We start from the raw sequence: 19,489 nt of genomic DNA on the forward strand, positions 1-19,489 counted from the left end.
AATTTTTTGTTTGTATTTATTAATGATGATCTCCGTGGGAATCAATTCTTTTCATATCAATAATTTCTGGTGGGTGAAGCACCATTGGGAATTGTTCTACTTTTACAGAACTACTATCTAAACCAAATCCTTTTTCTTCAGATAAACTGAATTTTTTCATAAAGAAATAGGCATTCATTACTATGTTTTCAAAGAAAGTTAAATCACTATCGTTAGATAAGAACTTCTCAGAAAGAACAAATTTAAAGTCACCCAAGATGTTATTTTTATTTAATGATTCGTATCTGCTAGTTACGTCAACTTCACCTTTGTTTACCATATCTTTCAATACTTCTTTAAACATTAAGTTGATTTTGGTAGGTTCTCTAAATCCTAAATAGAAATCAATTCTATATAAATCATCTTTAATTATTTCGCTTACCTTGAATTCTTTTTTATAGGGTTCACTCAAAATATTAACATGGATAAACCAATATAGGTCAGCTCTTTTTGGTCGTTTTTGAAGAATGGAATACATTACTTTTTCTTCTATTTCGTCTAAACGGTTTGAATTTGTCATGTAAACCAAGTGTGTAGCATATTTCGGAATAGAAAGATCCAAACTTAACTCTGCTAATACTTTTTTATAAGAGTCAATTTTAACCATTTTAGTATAGTTTTTGCTAATTTTTTTTGCTAAATACCAAGTTGACATGATTCCTATTAGAACAATAGCAATAAATAAAGTCACAAATCCACCATCCATGAATTTAGTAATATTTGCAGCCAAAAAGCTGAACTCAATAACTAAATAAAGTAAAATTAAAGGTGCGATAAAATACCATTTCACTCTTTTTAATATCAGATAAAAATTCAACAATATGGTAGTCATTATCATACATAAAATAATGGCTAAACCATAGGCATGCTCCATTTTACTTGATTCTTGAAAGTGCCATACTATTCCAACACAACCTAAAAATAATAACCAGTTTATTGACGGAATATAAAGTTGTCCCTTTACATCTGTAGGAAATTTAATTTTAACTTTTGGCCAAAAGTTCAATCGCATTGCTTCATTTATAAGGGTAAATGAACCGCTAATCAATGCTTGTGAAGCAATAACGGCTGCCAATGTAGCCACTACAATTCCGATTGGTTGAAACCAGTCGGCCATTATTAAATAAAAAGGATTGGTGTTATTAGCACTTAATTCGGATAGTTTTTTACCAGAATGTAGTAACAAATAGGCACCTTGTCCAAAATAATTTAAAACCAATGTAGTTTTAACAAATGCCCAACTTAATCGAATATTCTTTCTACCGCAGTGACCCATATCAGAATATAAAGCTTCTGCACCAGTAGTACATAAAAATACAGCTCCAAGTATAAAAAAACCTTGTTCACTAACATCGCTAGTTAATAGGTTGTATGCATAGTAAGGGTTTAAAGCATTAAATACTTCTAAGTTAGTGCCCATTTGTATAATTCCTAATACGGCCAACATTGAGAACCAAATTAACATCATTGGAGCAAAGAATTTACCAACTAACTTAGTCCCGAATTGTTGAATAGTAAACAGTACAAATAGTATCGAAATTACAATTGGTACCGTTGGAATGTCTGGTTTAAAAATTCGTAATCCTTCCACAGCTGATGAAACTGAGATAGGAGGGGTGATTATTCCATCTGCTAATAAGGCACTACCACCAATTATTGCCGGTACAATTAACCATTGAATTTTCGTTCGTTTTACTAAAGCATATAATGCAAAAATTCCACCTTCGCCATGATTATCAGCGCTTAGCGTAATGATTACATATTTTAATGTTGTTTGTAAAGTTAATGTCCAAAAGATACATGATAAACCACCTAAAATTAAGTCTTTAGATATTACGCTATCACCAATAATTGAATTCATTACGTATAATGGAGAAGTACCAATATCTCCATAAATTATTCCTAATGTAATTAATAATCCAGCTGCTGAAAGTTTACTATGGAGGTCTTTATGACTATGCGAATTCATATTTAATATTTATAAAAGTTTACAAATGTATTACTTTTATAAATATTCAATTTGATTTTGTTAAATAATTATTTTATTTGATTAATAAATAAAAAAAGCACCGAAATATTTCGATGCTTTAAATTAGATTATTGAAATTATCTTCTTCCTCCCGAAGTTGCTCTAACGCCTCCAGAATTTCGTGTATTTGAATTTCCTGAGTTAATTTCTCTTGTAGAACCAGATCGGGTGTTGTTAGAATTATATACAGGAATATCACCTATTGTTATTGGATCAGGTTGCGTAGTATTTGGATTTGAAATTGTTCTTGGTCTAGAATAAACACTTGATTTTGGATTGCTTCCATAAGTTATATCACGTACAGATCTTGTTCTATTTAATTCATATCGGTTTGAGTAACCTTGATTTCTAGTGCCAAAGGAACGATTTGGATAATTTCTTTCATAATAGTTTCCTCTTCGACTATAGTAATTACCATAGGCTAACTGGCATCTTCTATTACTAACATAGTCATAACGATAATTAAAGTTAATATGTAATCCTATATGATTTCTATATTGAATTATTGAATAGGGTTTCCATACATAAAAATGTCTTGGATAGTATCCCCAATTCCAAGGAGAATAATAAGGTCGGTAGTTTGAGATCCAAATATAGTTGTAAATAATTGGAACAAAATTATATACAGGCTCATATATATAGTTATTACCATACATATAAACATCTCCAACTACCTGAATATGAGTTCTATTATTATTGTCTTTTTCTAATTCAACTGTCGCTACATCTTGAAATTGATCTTGTCCAAGGACTGCTTGAATAATGATTAAATGAATGTTTCCTTCAATTGATTCAATAACTCTTAAATAGTCAACCTGAAAGTCATCATTTAAATCTAAATTAGAAATTGCAGCTTTAGGATTATTTAATCGATATTCAAAATCTTCCAAATCTTTAGAATCACCAAAAATTGAAGCTACTGCTCTTAAATCGAGATTGTCACTTATTTCTGAACTAGTGGCGCTAACAGTTGTTTTGTCTTGTGCAAATGCATTTGCAAATAACAAACATATAAAAGTCGAAAGTAAAAGTTTTGTTTTCATAGCTTTTGATTTTAGGTTACTAAATTATTTATAATTTACTAATATCCAATATCTGTGCCAAGATTGTTTTTTTGTAAATCAATAACAGGTATTTTATTGTATTTTAGCAGGGAAATAAACATAAATTATGAAGAAAATTATACTATTATTAATAGTTTCAATTGGATTGATTTCGTGTAAATCAAAGCAAATTATTTATACTTCGGTTAAAATTGATACTTTATTCACTGATAAAATAAGCATTCGTCCAATTACCATTTCAGAAGATAAAGTTTTTTATACTGCCGATAAAAATAGAGTAGGAGTTATTGATTTGAATAATAATAGCAGAAATGAATACACAATTGAAAAAGATAATTTGAAATTAGAATTTCGAAGTATCGCCCAAACTAGTAGTTCTATTTTTATTGCAAATGTTGGTAATCCGGCATTTATATATAAATTTTCTAAAGATATGCAGCAAAAGGAATTGGTTTACGAAGAGCACAATGAGAAAGTGTTTTATGACAGTATGCAATTTTGGAATGATCAGGAAGGAATTGCAATTGGAGACCCAATTGAAAATTGCTTTTGCATGCTAATTACTCGTAATGGAGGTGCCACTTGGACAAAAGTTTCTTGTTCTAATTTACCAGAAGTTAATGAAGGAGAAGCAGCATTTGCGGCAAGCAACACCAACATTGTAATAAAGGGTGATAAAACTTGGATTGTTTCTGGTGGGAAGAAAGCTAGGGTTTTCTTTTCTTCTGATAAAGGAAAAACATGGAGTGTTAATAATTCGCCAATTATTCAAGGTGAAACTATGACGGGAATATTTACAGCCGATTTTTACAATGAGAAAATAGGTTTTATTGCAGGAGGAAATTATGAAAAACCAAATCAAAATTTTGGTAACAAGGCATTAACAATAAATGGAGGTAAAACATGGGATTTGGTTTCTGAAAATCAAGGATTTGGATATGCTTCTTGTGTGCAATTTGTTCCAGACAGTAATGGGGAACAGCTAGTTTCAGTTGGGGCGAATGGCATTTATTATTCTTGTGATAAAGGAAATTCTTGGAAACAGCTTAGTGGCGATTCTTCTTTATTTACTATACGGTTTATCAATAAATCATCAGCTATTGCTGCAGGTAAAGATAAAATGGTAAGGCTGGATTTTAAGTAAAAATAAAAAGCGATTTCTAAAATTTTAGAAATCGCTTTTTATAATTTATTGCTTGAAACTTAATTAGTAGTGTATATACTAACTTATCTTGGTTCTCTTCTGTCTCGGTATTGTTGCAATAGTTTTTTGTTAAACTGATCTTCAGCTTTTTTTAGTTTTAATATTTTAACAGAAGGTAACACACCTCTTAAATTGGTTAAGAATTTCTTTTTCAGTTGGTATAATTCGTCTTCGGTGCTTTCTATTTGATTCATTAATACAGTAGCATCTTTTTCTGACATTCTATCTAAAGAATTTCCGTCTGTTCGGTCTAGATAAGACCTTAATTTTTGTTTTCTAATTTCCTGCTGTTTGTCTTCAAAAGCATTAAAAACAGGCCAAAATTTAACAGCTTCCTCGGAAGTCAAGTCCAATTCGGTTGTAATAAATGCAATTTTAAGGGATTTGATTTGATCTTTTTTATCCTCAAATCGATCTCTTAATGTACCTCTTTGCGCATAAGAAGTCGCAGTTAATAGTATGAAGGAAATGATTGCTGTAGTTAAGTTTTTCATTTTCATTTTTTTTAATTGGTGATATATTGTTCTAATTCGTTGTTGTTAATTAATTCTTCTTCTAATGCTTCTTCAGTTACAGTTGAATTTATTTTCAAATTAACTAAATCTTCCTTTTCAAGACAGTTAATTATTTCATCTTCAGAAATTACATTTTGTTGTGTAAGATAATTTTCAATTTCAGTATCACTTAATAGTTCTTCTTCTTTTTCCATTTGAAAAACTATTGGTAAAGATAGTGCTATAACTAATATGGCTGCTGCTGAATAAATCCATTTTTTGTTGCGGGCATAAAATGAAATAGTTTTTATTTCTTTTGCCGGCAATTTTTGCATTAAATCAGCTGAAAAGTTCTCAAAATAATACTCAGGTACAATAAACCCGGAAGTTATTTTTTTCTCATTTTCAAGTAGATTATTTTTCATGTTTATAGGACCTTTAATTTATGTAAAGGTTTAATTATTGTTTAAATATTCTTCAATTTTTTTCACGGCATGAAAGTAGGATGCTTTTAATGCGCCTACCGTAGTGCCCAAGATTTCAGAAATTTGTTCGTATTTTAATTCTTCAAAATATTTCATTTTAAATACAAGTTGCTGTTTTTCGGGAAGTAAAACAAGTGCTTTTTGTAGTTTTAATTGAATTGCATCACCTTCAAAATACACATCGGATTGTAAATTTTCTACCAATTTCGATTGCATTTCAGCGCTGGTTGTTTTATTGCGTTTTGCTTTATTGTTAATAAAAGTAATAGCTTCATTAGTAGCAATTCTATACATCCAAGAGAAAAGCTTACTCTCTCCTTTAAAATTTTTTAAATTTTGAAATACCTTTATAAAAGTGTTTTGCAATACATCATTAGCGTCATCATGATCTAATACAATGTTTCGAATAAGATTATATAAAGGTTTTTGATATTCAAGCAGCAATTTTTGAAACGCTACATTTTGCGTTTTAGGGTCTATCAACTCTTTTATAAAGTCCTTTTCTTCTTGCAATGCCAAAATTTATATATTGGAATAAAGTTTTAGTAAAAGGTTTAAAAGTGAGCTGTTTTATTTTGCGTTGTCTGCAATAGTTTCTTTTTCTGAAGGTTTGTCTGCGGTCACCGATTCTTGTGTTGCACTATCTTCTTTTACTTGAATTGCTTTTGGGTATACAGGGATGTAAATTTCGGTTACCCATTTAGATGGATTTTTTACATCCTTTCTGCCAACTTTATGTACTTCAATGATTTGACCTGATCTGTTGCGCTCTAGATGATTTTTAGCTACAAAATCAAGTGCTTTTTTCCAAGCTTTTTGTTTGTGCGAATAATCTCCAACCAAAGTAGTTTTTAAAGAAGTGTAACTAGCCGTTTTACCGGATTGAATGTCACTTCCAGGCATCACATTAATAGAATCTCTAACTGGCATGCAAACAGAAAATGCTACATCATTATTAGCGCGATCGTATTTGTGGTAAATAATAAATGGTTTTCCGCTTGCGTTAATTTTATTTTTATCAAAAAAATACTCCATTCTAGAGACTAAAATACTAACATTACGTTCAGTTTCTTTTTGTTTGCAATGTAAATATTGTTTTAAATAATAACCGCCGGGTAGCGTTGTTATTCCATTTATTTTAATCGAGTAAGTGTTTATTTCGTAGTCTAATGTAGCGTTTAAGTTTTCCAAACTTTTTTCATAAATAGAACCAACCACACTATTAATTCCGCCCGAAAAGAATGCTTTAACCTTTGACTTAAAGTCGAGTTTGCCTTTATTTCTCCAAGTTACTTTAGTGCCACCAAGTGTGTCTTTGAAAGTCCAGTATACTTCAGAAAGTTCTTCGTTATTTTTCATTTTTTGAAAAATACTTTCGTTTTCCTTTGCAGCAAATGTTTTGATGTTTCCGTCGCTAGAACTACTGGTCCAGCTACAAGATCCACCTTGTCCCATGGTAAGTCCTGGATAAGTGAATTTATAGGAATCGTCTTCTTTTATCCAAGAACAAAACGTTTCCCAGTTTTTATAATCGTTGATATAATTAAATACAATGCCTCTTGGGTTTTTAATTACTTTAGTTACAGTGACATCATAATCTCCTTTTTGAGTAGACACAAAAACACTTAATCCAATTAGAAAAAGGAATAATAGCAAAGCAATGTATTTAAGAATTCGCATGATATTTCATTTAAAGTAATAGTAAATGTAAATAAAATTAATGTTTAAAGAAAATTTTAATCAGAAATAATATCAAAATAAAGGCAAAAAAGCCCAATAATATTTTATAATTCCCTTTGTAAAATTGGTTGTGAAGCGATTTATCTTTTTTATAAGCTATTATCATTGCAGTTACAAACGCAATAATAAACGCTGCTGCAAAACACAATTGACCAGTTGTGAACATATGTATGAATTTTTTAACAAATTTAGGCAATAATACTTCTAATTTGTAATTTGGCTTTTTAATTTTATTATAAATAATCATGCAAAAACAGATTAATTCCGTTAAAGAGTTTCATACCAGTTTTCAATTAGGATACAGTGAGAATATTATTGGAGATTTAGGCGAAAGCAAAAACTTACTTCGTTATAATTTAATGAAAGAAGAAAATGAAGAATATCTTGAAGCAGCCCAAAATAATGACATAACTGAAATTGCCGATGCGCTTGGCGACATGTTATATATTTTGTGCGGAACAATAATTGAACACGGATTACAACATAAAATAGAAGAAGTTTTTGACGAAATTCAACGAAGCAATATGAGTAAATTGGATGAAAATGGAATGCCAATTTATCGCGAAGACGGAAAAGTGCTTAAAGGACCAAATTATTTCAAGCCAAATATTGAATCAATAATAAAATAAGAACTACAGCATTTTTTGCATAAAAACGCTGTCTAACCATCGGTCGAATTTATATCCAGATTCTTTTATAATTCCGACAGTTTTAAAGCCAAACTTTTCGTGAAATGCAATGCTGTTTTTGTTTTCAGAGTCAATGACTCCAATCATGGTATGTAATTTTTGAGCTTTTGCTAAATCAATTAGCGACTCAAGAATTTGTTTACCGATTCCTTTTCCAATGTGGTTAGGGCGGGAGTAAACAGAGTGCTCCACTGTGAATTTATAGGCCTCTCTAAAACGGAACTCACTATAGTATCCAAAGCCAACCACAATGTCATTTTCAATAGCTACAATGATTGGAAATCCTTTTGCTAATTTATCTTGAAAAATGCTAATTTGAGTTTCTAGGGATCGAGGTTGGTAATCATACAAAGCGGTTGAATTTAGAATATTATAATTAATAATTTCTAAAATTGCATTGGCGTCTTCTAGTTGGTAAGGTCTAATTTTGATTTCCATGTTTCAAAAATAGTATATTTTTATCCATAATTAAATTATTGAAATTCATAAATTAATCTATTTATTGTAACTTTAATCATTGTTTAATTTTTCATACCTAAATTACTTTGTATTTTTGCAAAGCAATTAGAAAATACTAAATAATTATTGAGGAAGTTGCTATTTGCTCCTCACAGTAACAATGATCTACCCAAAAATACCTTTAGCGCAATCAATCCTCGAAATTCTTCGTGCTAAAAATATATCCAATATTGTAATTTCTCCAGGATCGAGAAATGCACCTTTAACAATTGGTTTTGGTAACGATCCCTTTTTTAATTGTTATAGTGTTGCCGATGAACGATCGGCGGCCTTTTTTGCACTTGGTATTGCACAGCAAACAAAAAAACCTGTTGTGGTGGTTTGTACCTCTGGATCGGCTTTATTAAATTATTATCCTGCATTTGCGGAGGCATTTTACAGTCAAATTCCACTTATTGTAATTTCTGCCGATAGACCGCAAAGCAAAATCGATATTGGTGACGGTCAAACTATTCGTCAGGAAAATGTTTTTGCCAATCATTCTTTATTTAACGCCAATCTAACCCAAGAAGCTTCTGTAAATAATGATAATTTAATTCAGGAAGCAATTTATATGGCTTTCACCAAAAAAGGTCCTGTGCACATTAACGCCCCTTTCGAAGAGCCTTTATATGAAACAACTTCCGAATTATCGGTTAACCCAAATATCATTTCTTTTGAATCAAATGCTATTGCTAGCGAAGATTTAAAGCCATTTGCTAATCTATGGAATACAAGCAAAAAGAAATTAGTTTTGGTTGGTGTAAACGAACCCAATGCAGTTGAGCAAGGTTATATGGATGAATTAGCAAATGATCCTTCTGTGGTGGTGCTTATTGAAACGACATCCAATTTACATCATTCAAAATTTATAAATACCATTGATTCAATTATTACTCCTTTTACGGAAAAGGATTTTATTGATTTCCAACCCGAAATTTTAGTCACTTTTGGTGGAATGATTGTCTCTAAACGAATTAAAGCATTTTTAAGAAAATACCAACCCAATCAACATTGGCATATTGATGATTTAAGGGCCTACGATACTTTTGGCTGCTTGAACAAGCATTTTGTAATGACTCCCAATTTATTTTTTCAGTCGTTTTTTAATTTAACTGAAACGGTAGCGAGTAATTACAATCAAATGGCTCAAGATATCAAAGCCTATCGTCAAAAGAAAAGTTTAGAATATCTTGCAAAGATTCCGTTTACCGATCTTAAAGTTTTTGAAAAGGTAATGCCTGCACTGCCTGCAAATTCTCAATTGCATATAAGCAACAGTTCGCCAATTCGTTATGCTCAATTATTTGATATTGAAAAAAGTATTGAGGTTTATAGTAATCGAGGGACTAGCGGAATTGACGGGAGCACTTCAACTGCAATTGGCGGAGCTGTAGGGACTACAAAACCTTGTGTTTTTATCACAGGCGATATCGGTTTTTTATACGATAGCAATGCGTTGTGGAATAATTACATCCCGAATAATTTTAAAATTATCCTGATCAATAATGGAGGAGGAGGAATCTTCCGAATTTTACCAGGACATAAAGAAACACCTGTTTTTAATACTTTTTTTGAAACTTCGCATTGCTTTACTGCGGTACATTTAGCTAAAATGTATGGTTTCAATTATCTTATTGCTAGCAACGAGGCTACGTTAGAATCTAGTTTGAAAGATTTGTTTTCAAATGATGAAAAACCAACTTTACTAGAAGTTTTTACCCCTACTTTAGAAAACGACAAAGTGTTGTTGGACTATTTTAAAGAGTTGAAATAAAGCTATTTAACTAATTGATTTAGTGGTTTAATAATAGAGTTCCAATTCGTACCTTTGTCAAAATTCCAGAACATTATGAAAATAGGTCAATTTAATACCCTTACAATTAGCAGGCACACTCAAGTCGGATTATTTTTAACCGATGGAAAAGAGGATATTTTACTACCAAATAAATATGTTCCTAAAGTATTTGAAATTGGCGAAGAGATTAATGTATTTGTGTATCTAGATCATGAAGAACGCCCTGTAGCTACTACTTTGGTGCCGTATGTAGTTCTGAATGAATTTGCATTATTACGCGTGAATTATGTGAATCAAGTGGGTGCTTTTTTAGACTGGGGAATGGAAAAAGACATCTTAGTTCCATTTAAAGAACAAGCGCGTCCAATGGAAAAAGGGAAACGCTATTTAGTTTACCTTTATCTAGATGAAAAAACCAACCGACTTGTAGCTTCAAGTAAAACTAATCAGTTTTTGGATAACGAAAACATTGATTTGGAAAAAAATGAAGAAGTAGATCTAATTATATCTCATATTACCGAAATCGGAATTAATGTGATCATCAATCAAAAACACAAAGGTTTGGTGTATAAAGATGAGGTATATGATGATACAATTCGAACTGGTGACAAGATGAAAGGCTATATTAAAAATGTGCGTCCTGATGGTAAAATAGATGTTTCTCTGCACAAACAAGGCTTTGAAAATATCGAACCTAATTCGGAAGTGATCTTAAATGAGCTGCGAGCTAGCAGAGGATTTTTAAGATTGAACGATGATTCTAATCCTGAGGACATCAAGACGGTATTAAAAATGAGTAAAAAAACCTTTAAGAAAGCAATTGGTTTGTTGTACAAACAAAAGTTAATTGAAATTAAAGAAGACGGAATTTACTTGGTTAATTAATATTTGTGTCAAAATTAACCTCCCAATCTATTTCGGAATTGTATTGAAGTTGTCCATTTTTTACTTCTAATGGGCAGTCAAAGTTGTTGGTGTAAAGACCACCAGTTCCTAATCCTTGAGGCATAGAATTATTTTGCAAAAAGGTCCATTGTGAAATAGCATTTAATCCAATATTACTTTCTAGTGCAGAAGTAATCCACCAGCCAATTTGGTATTTTTCTGCCAACTCAATCCATTCTTTTGCGCCTTTAAATCCTCCAATAAAACTCGGTTTTAAAATGATAAATTGAGGTTTTATTTTTTGCAAAAGCGCTTCTTTTTCACAGTAATTGAAAATCCCTATCAATTCCTCATCTAAGGCTATAGGAATAGGGGTTTTATGACATAATTCTGCCATACTGTCAGATTGTTTTGCTTTAATTGGTTGTTCTACGCTATGTAATTTAAAACCAGATAATTGATTTAATTTATTTAAAGCTTCGATTTCATTAAATGCTCCGTTGGCATCAACCCGAATTTCTATCGATTTTTCGTCAAAATTTGCTCTGATAAAATGTAATAAATCCAGCTCTTTTTGAAAATCAATAGCGCCTATTTTTAGCTTGATGCAATCAAAACCTTGAGCCAGTTTTTCCTCAATTTGTAGCTTCATGAATTTGGGTTCCCCCATCCAAATTAATCCATTAATTAAAATGTTTTTTTTGCCTTCGGTAAACTCAGACGGAAATAATAAAAATGGATTTGATGAAGCTAAAGATTGAAATGCCATTTCAACTCCAAATTGAATAGAAGGAAATTCTATAAGTTGTTCCCAGAGTTTGTCTTTTCCTATGTGAATATTTTGACAAGTCCAGTTTAGTTTTTCTTCATAATCAGGTCGATCGTCCGCGCTCAATCCTCTTAGGATTCCGCATTCTCCAATTCCCTTTTTGCCATCTTGTTCTAAAATGAGAATCCACGTTTCTTTGGTATTCAAAACACCTCTGGAAGTGCCAGAAGGATTTTTGAAATTTAGTATGTATTTTTGGTATGTGGCTTTCATTGTATTTATAACGCAATGCTTTCACCAATTTCTAGCAGCATTAGGTCTTTTCCGGCGTCGAAAAATTTCTTTTTAGCTTCATCGTGGTTTATTTCAATGTAGCCAAAAGTATCGTAATGAACTCCAAGTATTTTATCGCAAGCAACAAAATCGGCCGCAATAATTGCATCTTCTACATCCATTGTAAAGTTATTTCCAATAGAAAGTATCGCTAAATCTAATTTGGTGCGCATCGGGATTAGTTTCATATCCATTGTAAGCGCAGTGTCTCCAGAAATATAAATGTTTTTGTGTTCTCCTTCAATTACAAATCCGCCAGGGTTGCCTCCATAAGATCCATCAGGAAAAGAACTTGAGTGAATCGCGCTAACCATTTTTACCTTTCCAAAATCAAATTGCCAACTACCACCATGATTCATGGGATGGTATTTTAGTCCTTTGTTTCCGAAATGGACTGCAACTTCATAATTGGATACAATTGTAGCGTTTGTTCTTTTTGCTATAGCTTCTGCATCTAAAATGTGATCGCTGTGGGCGTGGGTAAGCAAAATATAATCAGCTTGAAGCGTATTAATATCAATAGGAGCTGCTTTGGGATTAGCTGTAATAAATGGATCAACTAAAATATGTTTTCCGCTAACTTCAATTCCTAGGCAGGCATGCCCGTAAAAGGTTATTTTCATGGCCAATTGGTATAATAAATGATAAAATCGGAAATAAAATAAATCAGCGAAAGCGATAATAAAATGGATAGTAAAAAGGTGCTTAAAGCTAATTTTTTTAATTCAGGGTCTAATAATTTTGGTTCATTGTTTTTTGCGACTCTTTTTAAGTGCGCTATTATTGGAAAGTAAGCCAATAAAAAGAAATAAATATCAAAGTTAAACGAACCTGGATTTTGATCGCGGTAGCTAAAATCAAAGATAAGTGCAAATGCCAACATTAAAACCATTGCAGAAACGATTAAAATGAAATGGTATTTTTTTGCCCAAGCGCCACCATTTTTCACTACGATTGTATTCTTGTTTGACTTTTTATCAGATTCTTCGTCGCGCATGTTATTTAAATTCAGAACACCTACGCTTAAAAGTCCGATTGCAGTTGCAGGAAGGAATAACAGCCAATCTAATTCTTTAGAAAACATAAAATTTACTCCAATTGTACTTACAATTCCGAAGAAAATAAAAACAAAAACATCGCCATAGCCACGGTATCCGTATGGGTTTTTTCCTACGGTGTAGCGAACTGCCGAAGCAATTGCTAAAATCCCCAAGACGAAGAAAAGAACGGAATAATATAAATATTTACCTTTAAAAGAAAAATAAATAAGCAACATGGCAGAAACCAAAGTAAGAAATGAAGTAATAAATATGGCAAAGCGCATGGCTCCTGGAGTGATAGCGCCACTTTGAATGGAGCGCATGGGGCCAACCCGATCTTCGTTGTCGGTGCCTTTCATTCCGTCTCCATAATCGTTGGCAAAATTGGATAGAATTTGCAAACCAAGTGTGGTTGATAAAGCAAAAATCACAATTTTCCAGTTGAAAATACCTTGAGACATGGCATAAAAACTACCCACTAAAATTCCGGAAATCGAAAGGGGTAGGGTGCGAACTCGCGCTGCATCAATCCAATGTTTCATTTTATTTAATTTTTTGAAGTTTAAAAAGTTTAACGTTAATAACTTTAAACATTGAACTTTAAACCATTATTATGGCAACCATTTTTTGTTAAAGTTGGGTTTGCGTTTTTCTAAGAAGGCATCGCGACCTTCTTTGGCTTCATCGGTCATATAAGCTAATCGAGTAGCTTCGCCGGCAAATACTTGTTGGCCAACCATACCGTCATCGGTTAGGTTCATAGCGAATTTAAGCATTTTAATAGAAGTTGGCGATTTCGCCAATATTTCTTGAGCCCATTCGTAAGCGGTATCTTCTAATTCATCATGCGGAATTACCGCATTTACCATTCCCATATCCATTGCTTCTTGCGCAGAATAGTTTCTTCCTAAAAAAAAAATTTCTCGAGCCTTTTTTTGTCCAACCATCTTGGCTAAATAGGCAGAGCCGTAACCTCCGTCAAAACTGGTAACATCGGCATCGGTTTGTTTAAAAATAGCATGTTCCTTGCTTGCTAAAGTCAAATCGCATACCACGTGCAAGCTATGTCCGCCACCAACAGCCCATCCTGGAACTACGCAAATCACGGCTTTTGGCATAAATCTAATTAATCGTTGCACGTCTAAAATATTTAAGCGGTGGTAACCATCATCTCCTACATAACCTTGGTGACCACGTGCTTTTTGATCGCCGCCACTACAAAAAGAATACACTCCGTCTTTGCTTGAAGGCCCTTCGGCAGATAGTAATACCACTCCAATTGAAGTGTCTTCTTGAGCATCATGAAAGGCTTGCAATAATTCGCTGGTAGTTTTTGGTCGAAAGGCATTACGCACGTCTGGACGATTGAAAGCAATTCGTGCTACACCATTACATTTTTTATAGGTAATATCTTCAAATTCTCTTACGGTTACCCAATTAATTGTACTCATTTAAAACTATTTTTATTAAAATTCGTTTGTGATATTTAATTGTATTAATTTAGCGTAAAATTAAACGAATTTTTGTTTTTATCATTAAAAGCCCATTTAAAAAAATTATGACCCGATTTTTATCCACTAAAAACCCTTTTACTGTTATTGTTTTATGGATTTTAGTTCTGTCTTTGCTTTTATCATTAGTATTGAATTTTAATAAGGGAAACAATCCATTAATCCCGGTTATTATTGTTTCATTAGTAATTGGTTTTGTGCTTTGGGTGATTTTGGATACCCGTTATGTAATAAAAAGCAACTTTTTGCTATACCGTTCGGGTCCAATTAGAGGAAGGGTTGATATTACTAAAATTAAATCTATTAAACACTATTCAGGCTTGAATGTTCCGGTAATGCTGAAGCCAGCTTTAGATACAAAAGGGTTTATTGTTACTTACAATTCCTATGATGATTTATTTATTTCTCCGAAAAATGGTGCTATTTTTATTTCGGAACTAAAAAAAATCAATCCACAAATTGAAATTATTTAATATTCAATTCTAATAAACTTATTTTACTTTGAAAGCAACCATAGTAACTATTGGCGACGAAATTCTTATCGGCCAAATCATTGATACCAATTCAGGTTATATTGCAAAATCCCTTGATCGAATAGGGGTAGAAACTCATGAGCTACTTTCTGTAAGCGATAACAAGCAACATATATTAGAAACTTTAGAAAAACTGCAAAACAAAGTCGATTTTGTAATTATCACAGGTGGATTAGGTCCAACGAAAGACGATATTACTAAACATACTTTTTGCGAATATTTTGAAGACACCTTAGTTATTAATCATGAAGTTCAGACTCATGTAATTGAGTTGATTGAAAAGGTGATGAATAGACCGGCTTCTCAAATGAATAAAGATCAAGCACTGGTGCCTTCAAAATGTCAGGTGTTATTCAATAAAGTAGGAACCGCTCCCGGAATGTGGATGAAGAAAGAGGATACTGTTTATATTTCGTTACCCGGCGTTCCTTATGAGATGAAATATATTGTTGAAAATGAAATCATTCCGAAGATAGTTAAAGAGTATGAGCGTCCATATATTATCCATAAAACAATTATGACTTATGGTCAAGGTGAAAGTTTGGTTGCGGAGCGAATTGAAGATTGGGAAAATAATTTACCCGAATTTATAAAGTTGGCTTATTTGCCTTCGCCAGGTAGAGTTCGCTTACGATTAACTGCCCGCGGAAAAGACAAAGAACTTTTAGAAAGAACTATTAATAATAAAGTAGATGCTTTAGCTAAAATAATTGGAGATATTATTTTTGGATTTGATGAAAATGAAACTATCGCAATAGTTTTAGGAAGACAGTTAACAAAAAATAATGCAACTATAGCTGTAGCAGAAAGTTGTACTGGAGGTAAAATTGCTCAAGAACTGACTGCAGTGCCAGGTGCTTCCAATTATTTCAGAGGTGGAGTAGTTAGTTATGCTACAGATACCAAGGTTTCGATGTTGGAAGTTTCGGAAGATACAATTAAAAAATTCTCTGTAGTTAGTGCGGAAGTTGCTACCGAGATGGCTTTGGGAGTGCAAAAGGTAATGAAATCCAATTATGCAATTGCTACAACAGGAAACGCAGGTCCGTCAAAGGGAGATGCCGATGTGACTCTTGGAACAGTTTTTATTGCAATTGCTACTCCAAATGGAGTTTTGGTTGAAGAATTTAATTTTGGGCAACCTCGTGAAAAAGTGATAGATAGAACAGTAAATAAAGCATTTGAATTGCTTCAAAAAGAAATTTTGAAAAATGTCTAATATTTTTTTGGCAATAAGGTTTCTTTTTTGTTTCTTTGCACCCTCGATTTTAATAACGATAAAAGATAAGTATAATGTCAAGAGTTTGTGACCTTACAGGTAAAAGAGCGATGGTAGGAAATAACGTTTCCCACGCAATGAATAAAACTAAGAGAAAATTTTCTGTTAACTTAGTTAAAAAACGTTTCTTTCTTGCTGAAGAAAACAGATGGGTTACTTTAAGAGTAGCTGCTTCAACAATAAAAACAATTAATAAAAATGGATTGGCTGCAGTATTAAAAACTGCTAAAGCTAACGGATTTATTAAATAATCCTATCCTAATAAATATAAAGTAAGATGGCAAAGAAAGGTAATAGAATTCAAGTTATTTTAGAATGTACTGAGCATAAAGAGTCTGGACTTCCAGGAACTTCTCGTTACATCACTAACAAAAACAAAAAAAATACTCCAGACAGATTAGAGATTAAAAAATTTAATCCAATCTTAAAGAGAATGACTGTTCATAAAGAAATTAAATAATTAGACATTTTAATTAAACTCAAAAGAGAATTATTAAAATTCAAATACTCATTGAATCATGGCAAAAAAGACCGTTGCAACGTTACAAACAGCTTCTAAGAGATTAACAAAAGCTATCAAAATGGTAAAATCTCCAAAAACCGGAGCTTACACTTTTGTTGAAAGCATTATGACTCCAGAAGAAGTGGATAGTTTCTTACAAAAGAAATAATTCCCATTATAAAATATTACTAAGCTACTTTCTAACGGAAGTAGCTTTTTTATTTTTATATTTGTCACTACTATTTTAAAAATTGTATTTGTATATAATACCAAGCAACTTACATTATGAGTTTTTTTAAAAAATTATTTTCTTCAGAAAAAAAAGAACCCGTTATTACCGAACAAGAAAAAGTTATTCTTGATAAAGGTTTAGAGAAAACTAAAACGTCTTTCTTTTCAAAACTCACTAAAGCGGTAGCTGGAAAATCTAAAGTTGATGATGAAGTTTTAGATAATCTAGAGGAAATATTAGTTACTTCGGATGTTGGAGTGGAAACAACATTAAAAATCATCCGACGAATTGAAGAGCGTGTTTCTGCTGATAAATATTTAGGAACAGATGAACTTAATTTGATTCTTAGAGAAGAAATCTCCGGACTTTTATCTGAAACAAAATCTGGTGAAGAAACAGAATTTAAAATTCCTGAAAACAAAAAACCATACGTTATCATGGTTGTTGGAGTTAATGGAGTAGGAAAAACAACTACAATCGGAAAATTAGCTTACCAATTTAAAAAAGCAGGTTACAGCGTTGTCCTGGGTGCTGCCGATACTTTTCGTGCTGCCGCAATTGATCAATTACAAATATGGGCAGATCGTGTAGGTGTTCCAATTGTAAAACAACAAATGGGTTCAGATCCTGCTTCTGTAGCATTTGATACGCTTCAAAGTGCCGTTTCTCAAAATGCCGATGTCGTAATTATTGACACAGCAGGAAGATTGCATAATAAAGTTGGATTAATGAGTGAATTGTCTAAAGTGAAACGGGTTATGCAAAAGGTTACCGAAGATGCGCCACATGATGTATTGTTAGTATTGGATGGTTCAACAGGGCAAAATGCATTTGAACAAGCGAAACAATTTACTGCTGCAACCGAAGTATCCTGCTTGGCGGTTACTAAACTTGACGGAACTGCTAAAGGCGGTGTAGTAATAGGTATATCTGATCAATTTCAAATTCCAGTAAAATATATTGGAGTTGGAGAAGGAATTGAAGATTTGCAAGTGTTTAATAAATATGAGTTTGTAGACAGTTTCTTTAATTAATAGCTATGAATAAACTAATTAATTTTTTCAAAACAGCTTCACCACTAATTTTGTTGTTGCTTTGTATAGGTGCTGAAATAGTATCTAAAATTATAGAAATAAAACTTCCTACTATTGCTATGGGATTGCAATTAGTGACTTTTGTAGTGTTTGTTTACGCTTTAATTAAGTTTTTTAATTCTAAATTTTAGAACATTTTTTACTGATAAAGCGCATTTATTTTTTGCCACAACACATTATCAAAATCAGATAGTGCCATATTTACGGTATCTGCAGCTTCTCCCATTCGTATCACAACCATTTTCTTACTTGGAATTACATAAATTTTTTGGTCGTTTTTTCCAAGAGCGGCATACATGTCACTTGGTCCACTCGGAATAATACTTCCATTAAATTGAAATTGACTTTGAGGTAAACGAAAACTCGATTTTCCATTAAGCCACCATAAATAACCATAAGATTGATTTATTGATTGCGAAGTTGTGGTTTCCAAATTAAAGTAGCTTTCATTAATAACCGTAGTTCCATTCCACTTTCCTTTATTTAAAGCCATCAATCCAAATCGTGCCATATTTCTTGTAGTACTCCAGTAAGTTCTTGTTCCTTCAGTGCTATTAACCCACAGGCCGCCTGTCATGCCTAGTTTGTCTCGTAGCTTAGTGTTGAAATAATTTGTCCATGTTTGACCTGTAGTTTGCGCCACAACATCTTGCAGTTTTACATATACATTATGGTAAGCCCAACGATTTCCTGCATCTGCAACATATTGTAAATTTGCAGGTGAAACATCATCGCCAAGGGTATCATCTAAACCTGATGTCATGGTTAATAAATGTTTGCAGGTAATTAAGTTTTCTTTTGCTAAAGGCGCGCTTGTCCAGCCAGTTCCAATATAATTTGACACTTTATTATTTGTGTTTATAAATCCTTCTTGTTCTGCTATGCCGGTTACTGTAGCAGTTAAAGTCTTTCCGGCACTGGCCCAATACCAAGCTGTAGTTGCCGAATGTCCGTTAAAATAATTTTCCATTACAATTCTTCCATTCACTAAAATCATGAAGGATTTGGTATTTTTTAATTGTAAATAATCTATAAGTGGCTGAACCGCATTAGCGTTCCATCCAAGTGCTGAAATGGATTTAGTTTCCCATGTAGTACTTCCATTGTTTGGAGGAAAATACATTGCTTCATCTGTATTGGAGTTAGAATTATTATCTGAACTACAGCCAAAAATAAAAAAAGCCAATAGTAATAACGGAAAATAGTTTTTCATGAAAAATATATTTAATATTTGACTTATTGGGTGTTAAAAGGTTTATTCAAAAATACTT

General features: G+C 32.4%; 23 protein-coding genes. 11 read left to right on the top strand and 12 right to left on the bottom strand.

The genetic code is table 11. The features are described 5' to 3' along the window. Nucleotides 1-19 precede the first annotated feature (19 nt). Together ABWO08_RS02880 and ABWO08_RS02885 are read right to left on the bottom strand one after the other, a co-directional pair. Nucleotides 20-2,008 carry a KUP/HAK/KT family potassium transporter gene (locus ABWO08_RS02880; protein ID WP_353083552.1) on the bottom strand — a complete coding sequence of 663 codons (1,989 nt, stop codon included), beginning with the start codon at nucleotides 2,006-2,008 and terminating at the stop codon, nucleotides 20-22. Nucleotides 2,009-2,145: 137 nt separating this feature from the next. Continuing rightward, nucleotides 2,146-3,111 carry a hypothetical protein gene (locus tag ABWO08_RS02885; RefSeq protein ID WP_353083553.1) on the bottom strand — a complete coding sequence of 322 codons (966 nt, stop codon included), beginning with the start codon at nucleotides 3,109-3,111 and terminating at the stop codon, nucleotides 2,146-2,148. A gap of 127 nt (nucleotides 3,112-3,238) precedes the next feature. On the opposite strand from ABWO08_RS02885, the gene ABWO08_RS02890 reads away from it, so the two are divergent. Continuing rightward, on the top strand, nucleotides 3,239-4,276 hold the full coding sequence (locus ABWO08_RS02890; protein ID WP_353083554.1) for an oxidoreductase: 1,038 nt from the start codon (nucleotides 3,239-3,241) through the stop codon (nucleotides 4,274-4,276). An 83-nt stretch (nucleotides 4,277-4,359) separates the two neighbouring features. On the opposite strand, the gene ABWO08_RS02895 is transcribed toward ABWO08_RS02890, so the two are convergent. Genes ABWO08_RS02895 through ABWO08_RS02910 form a run of 4 tightly spaced genes read right to left on the bottom strand, consistent with a single transcriptional unit; the run spans nucleotide 4,360 to nucleotide 6,995 of the window. After that, the gene (locus ABWO08_RS02895; protein ID WP_353083555.1) at nucleotides 4,360-4,830 is read right to left on the bottom strand and encodes a sensor of ECF-type sigma factor; all 471 of its coding nucleotides are present in this window, start codon (nucleotides 4,828-4,830) and stop codon (nucleotides 4,360-4,362) included. An 11-nt stretch (nucleotides 4,831-4,841) separates the two neighbouring features. Then, nucleotides 4,842-5,255: a hypothetical protein gene (locus tag ABWO08_RS02900; protein ID WP_353083556.1), complete on the bottom strand. Its 414-nt coding sequence runs from the start codon at nucleotides 5,253-5,255 to the stop codon at nucleotides 4,842-4,844. 30 nt (nucleotides 5,256-5,285) lie between these two features. Then, nucleotides 5,286-5,828, bottom strand: a complete 543-nt coding sequence (locus ABWO08_RS02905) for an RNA polymerase sigma factor (RefSeq protein ID WP_353083671.1) — start codon at nucleotides 5,826-5,828, stop codon at nucleotides 5,286-5,288. Nucleotides 5,829-5,885: 57 nt separating this feature from the next. Next, a complete protein-coding gene (locus ABWO08_RS02910; protein ID WP_353083557.1) occupies nucleotides 5,886-6,995 on the bottom strand; it encodes a GyrI-like domain-containing protein in 1,110 nt (369 codons plus the stop codon). Between the two features lie 305 nt (nucleotides 6,996-7,300). On the opposite strand from ABWO08_RS02910, the gene ABWO08_RS02915 reads away from it, so the two are divergent. Further along, nucleotides 7,301-7,684 (top strand): pyrophosphohydrolase domain-containing protein, encoded by a 384-nt coding sequence (locus tag ABWO08_RS02915; protein WP_353083558.1) that lies wholly within the window; start codon nucleotides 7,301-7,303, stop codon nucleotides 7,682-7,684. 3 nt (nucleotides 7,685-7,687) lie between these two features. Here the strand turns inward: ABWO08_RS02915 and ABWO08_RS02920 are convergent, their stop codons facing one another. Beyond that, nucleotides 7,688-8,182, bottom strand: coding sequence for a GNAT family N-acetyltransferase (locus ABWO08_RS02920; RefSeq protein WP_353083559.1), 495 nt, complete (start codon nucleotides 8,180-8,182; stop codon nucleotides 7,688-7,690). A 181-nt stretch (nucleotides 8,183-8,363) separates the two neighbouring features. Here ABWO08_RS02920 and menD point away from each other — a divergent pair, with 181 nt between their 5' ends. Together menD and ABWO08_RS02930 are read left to right on the top strand one after the other, a co-directional pair. Beyond that, nucleotides 8,364-10,019: a 2-succinyl-5-enolpyruvyl-6-hydroxy-3-cyclohexene-1-carboxylic-acid synthase gene (gene menD / locus ABWO08_RS02925; RefSeq protein WP_353083560.1), complete on the top strand. Its 1,656-nt coding sequence runs from the start codon at nucleotides 8,364-8,366 to the stop codon at nucleotides 10,017-10,019. A 75-nt stretch (nucleotides 10,020-10,094) separates the two neighbouring features. Further along, complete coding sequence (locus tag ABWO08_RS02930; RefSeq protein ID WP_502902946.1) at nucleotides 10,095-10,925, top strand: CvfB family protein; 831 nt, start codon at nucleotides 10,095-10,097, stop codon at nucleotides 10,923-10,925. On the opposite strand, the gene ABWO08_RS02935 is transcribed toward ABWO08_RS02930, so the two are convergent. From ABWO08_RS02935 to ABWO08_RS02950, 4 genes are all read right to left on the bottom strand, one after another. Beyond that, nucleotides 10,918-11,967, bottom strand: coding sequence for an o-succinylbenzoate synthase (locus ABWO08_RS02935; RefSeq protein ID WP_353083561.1), 1,050 nt, complete (start codon nucleotides 11,965-11,967; stop codon nucleotides 10,918-10,920). The two genes, ABWO08_RS02930 and ABWO08_RS02935, sit on opposite strands and share 8 nt — an antisense overlap. A gap of 5 nt (nucleotides 11,968-11,972) precedes the next feature. Further along, nucleotides 11,973-12,650 carry a metal-dependent hydrolase gene (locus ABWO08_RS02940; RefSeq protein ID WP_353083562.1) on the bottom strand — a complete coding sequence of 226 codons (678 nt, stop codon included), beginning with the start codon at nucleotides 12,648-12,650 and terminating at the stop codon, nucleotides 11,973-11,975. Then, entirely contained in the window at nucleotides 12,647-13,609 is a 963-nt protein-coding gene (gene menA, locus ABWO08_RS02945; RefSeq protein WP_353083563.1) for a 1,4-dihydroxy-2-naphthoate octaprenyltransferase, read from the bottom strand. Before menA ends, ABWO08_RS02940 begins: the two co-directional genes overlap by 4 nt. A gap of 69 nt (nucleotides 13,610-13,678) precedes the next feature. After that, nucleotides 13,679-14,518: a 1,4-dihydroxy-2-naphthoyl-CoA synthase gene (locus ABWO08_RS02950; RefSeq protein WP_353083564.1), complete on the bottom strand. Its 840-nt coding sequence runs from the start codon at nucleotides 14,516-14,518 to the stop codon at nucleotides 13,679-13,681. Between the two features lie 107 nt (nucleotides 14,519-14,625). Here ABWO08_RS02950 and ABWO08_RS02955 point away from each other — a divergent pair, with 107 nt between their 5' ends. The 7 genes from ABWO08_RS02955 (at nucleotide 14,626) to ABWO08_RS02985 (ending at nucleotide 18,349) form a co-directional block, all read left to right on the top strand. Next, a complete protein-coding gene (locus tag ABWO08_RS02955; protein WP_353083565.1) occupies nucleotides 14,626-15,051 on the top strand; it encodes a PH domain-containing protein in 426 nt (141 codons plus the stop codon). 28 nt (nucleotides 15,052-15,079) lie between these two features. Beyond that, nucleotides 15,080-16,330, top strand: a complete 1,251-nt coding sequence (locus tag ABWO08_RS02960; protein ID WP_353083566.1) for a competence/damage-inducible protein A — start codon at nucleotides 15,080-15,082, stop codon at nucleotides 16,328-16,330. Between the two features lie 74 nt (nucleotides 16,331-16,404). Then, nucleotides 16,405-16,641, top strand: coding sequence for a 50S ribosomal protein L28 (gene rpmB / locus ABWO08_RS02965; RefSeq protein ID WP_353083567.1), 237 nt, complete (start codon nucleotides 16,405-16,407; stop codon nucleotides 16,639-16,641). Between the two features lie 26 nt (nucleotides 16,642-16,667). Next, the gene (gene rpmG / locus ABWO08_RS02970; RefSeq protein WP_313323216.1) at nucleotides 16,668-16,850 is read left to right on the top strand and encodes a 50S ribosomal protein L33; all 183 of its coding nucleotides are present in this window, start codon (nucleotides 16,668-16,670) and stop codon (nucleotides 16,848-16,850) included. Between the two features lie 58 nt (nucleotides 16,851-16,908). Next, nucleotides 16,909-17,061 carry a DUF4295 domain-containing protein gene (locus tag ABWO08_RS02975; RefSeq protein ID WP_298115202.1) on the top strand — a complete coding sequence of 51 codons (153 nt, stop codon included), beginning with the start codon at nucleotides 16,909-16,911 and terminating at the stop codon, nucleotides 17,059-17,061. A gap of 116 nt (nucleotides 17,062-17,177) precedes the next feature. Next, a complete protein-coding gene (ftsY, locus tag ABWO08_RS02980; RefSeq protein ID WP_353083568.1) occupies nucleotides 17,178-18,158 on the top strand; it encodes a signal recognition particle-docking protein FtsY in 981 nt (326 codons plus the stop codon). A gap of 5 nt (nucleotides 18,159-18,163) precedes the next feature. Then, the gene (locus ABWO08_RS02985; RefSeq protein WP_353083569.1) at nucleotides 18,164-18,349 is read left to right on the top strand and encodes a hypothetical protein; all 186 of its coding nucleotides are present in this window, start codon (nucleotides 18,164-18,166) and stop codon (nucleotides 18,347-18,349) included. Nucleotides 18,350-18,357: 8 nt separating this feature from the next. Here the strand turns inward: ABWO08_RS02985 and ABWO08_RS02990 are convergent, their stop codons facing one another. Then, nucleotides 18,358-19,431: a serine hydrolase domain-containing protein gene (locus ABWO08_RS02990; protein ID WP_353083570.1), complete on the bottom strand. Its 1,074-nt coding sequence runs from the start codon at nucleotides 19,429-19,431 to the stop codon at nucleotides 18,358-18,360. Nucleotides 19,432-19,489 lie beyond the last annotated feature (58 nt).

This window comes from Flavobacterium sp. (assembly GCF_040383245.1).
Lineage (GTDB): Bacteria > Bacteroidota > Bacteroidia > Flavobacteriales > Flavobacteriaceae > Flavobacterium.

What these genes read in the sequence shown, in the direction of transcription:
- ABWO08_RS02880 (WP_353083552.1), bottom strand. Translation starts at nt 2,008, where the DNA reads ATGAATTCGCATAGTCATAAAGACCTCCATAGTAAACTTTCAGCAGCT.
- ABWO08_RS02885 (WP_353083553.1), bottom strand. Translation starts at nt 3,111, where the DNA reads ATGAAAACAAAACTTTTACTTTCGACTTTTATATGTTTGTTATTTGCA.
- ABWO08_RS02890 (WP_353083554.1), top strand. Translation starts at nt 3,239, where the DNA reads ATGAAGAAAATTATACTATTATTAATAGTTTCAATTGGATTGATTTCG.
- ABWO08_RS02895 (WP_353083555.1), bottom strand. Translation starts at nt 4,830, where the DNA reads ATGAAAAACTTAACTACAGCAATCATTTCCTTCATACTATTAACTGCG.
- ABWO08_RS02900 (WP_353083556.1), bottom strand. Translation starts at nt 5,255, where the DNA reads ATGAAAAATAATCTACTTGAAAATGAGAAAAAAATAACTTCCGGGTTT.
- ABWO08_RS02910 (WP_353083557.1), bottom strand. Translation starts at nt 6,995, where the DNA reads ATGCGAATTCTTAAATACATTGCTTTGCTATTATTCCTTTTTCTAATT.
- ABWO08_RS02915 (WP_353083558.1), top strand. Translation starts at nt 7,301, where the DNA reads ATGCAAAAACAGATTAATTCCGTTAAAGAGTTTCATACCAGTTTTCAA.
- ABWO08_RS02920 (WP_353083559.1), bottom strand. Translation starts at nt 8,182, where the DNA reads ATGGAAATCAAAATTAGACCTTACCAACTAGAAGACGCCAATGCAATT.
- menD (WP_353083560.1), top strand. Translation starts at nt 8,364, where the DNA reads ATGATCTACCCAAAAATACCTTTAGCGCAATCAATCCTCGAAATTCTT.
- ABWO08_RS02930 (WP_502902946.1), top strand. Translation starts at nt 10,095, where the DNA reads ATGAAAATAGGTCAATTTAATACCCTTACAATTAGCAGGCACACTCAA.
- ABWO08_RS02935 (WP_353083561.1), bottom strand. Translation starts at nt 11,967, where the DNA reads ATGAAAGCCACATACCAAAAATACATACTAAATTTCAAAAATCCTTCT.
- ABWO08_RS02940 (WP_353083562.1), bottom strand. Translation starts at nt 12,650, where the DNA reads ATGAAAATAACCTTTTACGGGCATGCCTGCCTAGGAATTGAAGTTAGC.
- menA (WP_353083563.1), bottom strand. Translation starts at nt 13,609, where the DNA reads ATGAAACATTGGATTGATGCAGCGCGAGTTCGCACCCTACCCCTTTCG.
- ABWO08_RS02950 (WP_353083564.1), bottom strand. Translation starts at nt 14,518, where the DNA reads ATGAGTACAATTAATTGGGTAACCGTAAGAGAATTTGAAGATATTACC.
- ABWO08_RS02955 (WP_353083565.1), top strand. Translation starts at nt 14,626, where the DNA reads ATGACCCGATTTTTATCCACTAAAAACCCTTTTACTGTTATTGTTTTA.
- rpmB (WP_353083567.1), top strand. Translation starts at nt 16,405, where the DNA reads ATGTCAAGAGTTTGTGACCTTACAGGTAAAAGAGCGATGGTAGGAAAT.
- rpmG (WP_313323216.1), top strand. Translation starts at nt 16,668, where the DNA reads ATGGCAAAGAAAGGTAATAGAATTCAAGTTATTTTAGAATGTACTGAG.
- ABWO08_RS02975 (WP_298115202.1), top strand. Translation starts at nt 16,909, where the DNA reads ATGGCAAAAAAGACCGTTGCAACGTTACAAACAGCTTCTAAGAGATTA.
- ftsY (WP_353083568.1), top strand. Translation starts at nt 17,178, where the DNA reads ATGAGTTTTTTTAAAAAATTATTTTCTTCAGAAAAAAAAGAACCCGTT.
- ABWO08_RS02985 (WP_353083569.1), top strand. Translation starts at nt 18,164, where the DNA reads ATGAATAAACTAATTAATTTTTTCAAAACAGCTTCACCACTAATTTTG.
- ABWO08_RS02990 (WP_353083570.1), bottom strand. Translation starts at nt 19,431, where the DNA reads ATGAAAAACTATTTTCCGTTATTACTATTGGCTTTTTTTATTTTTGGC.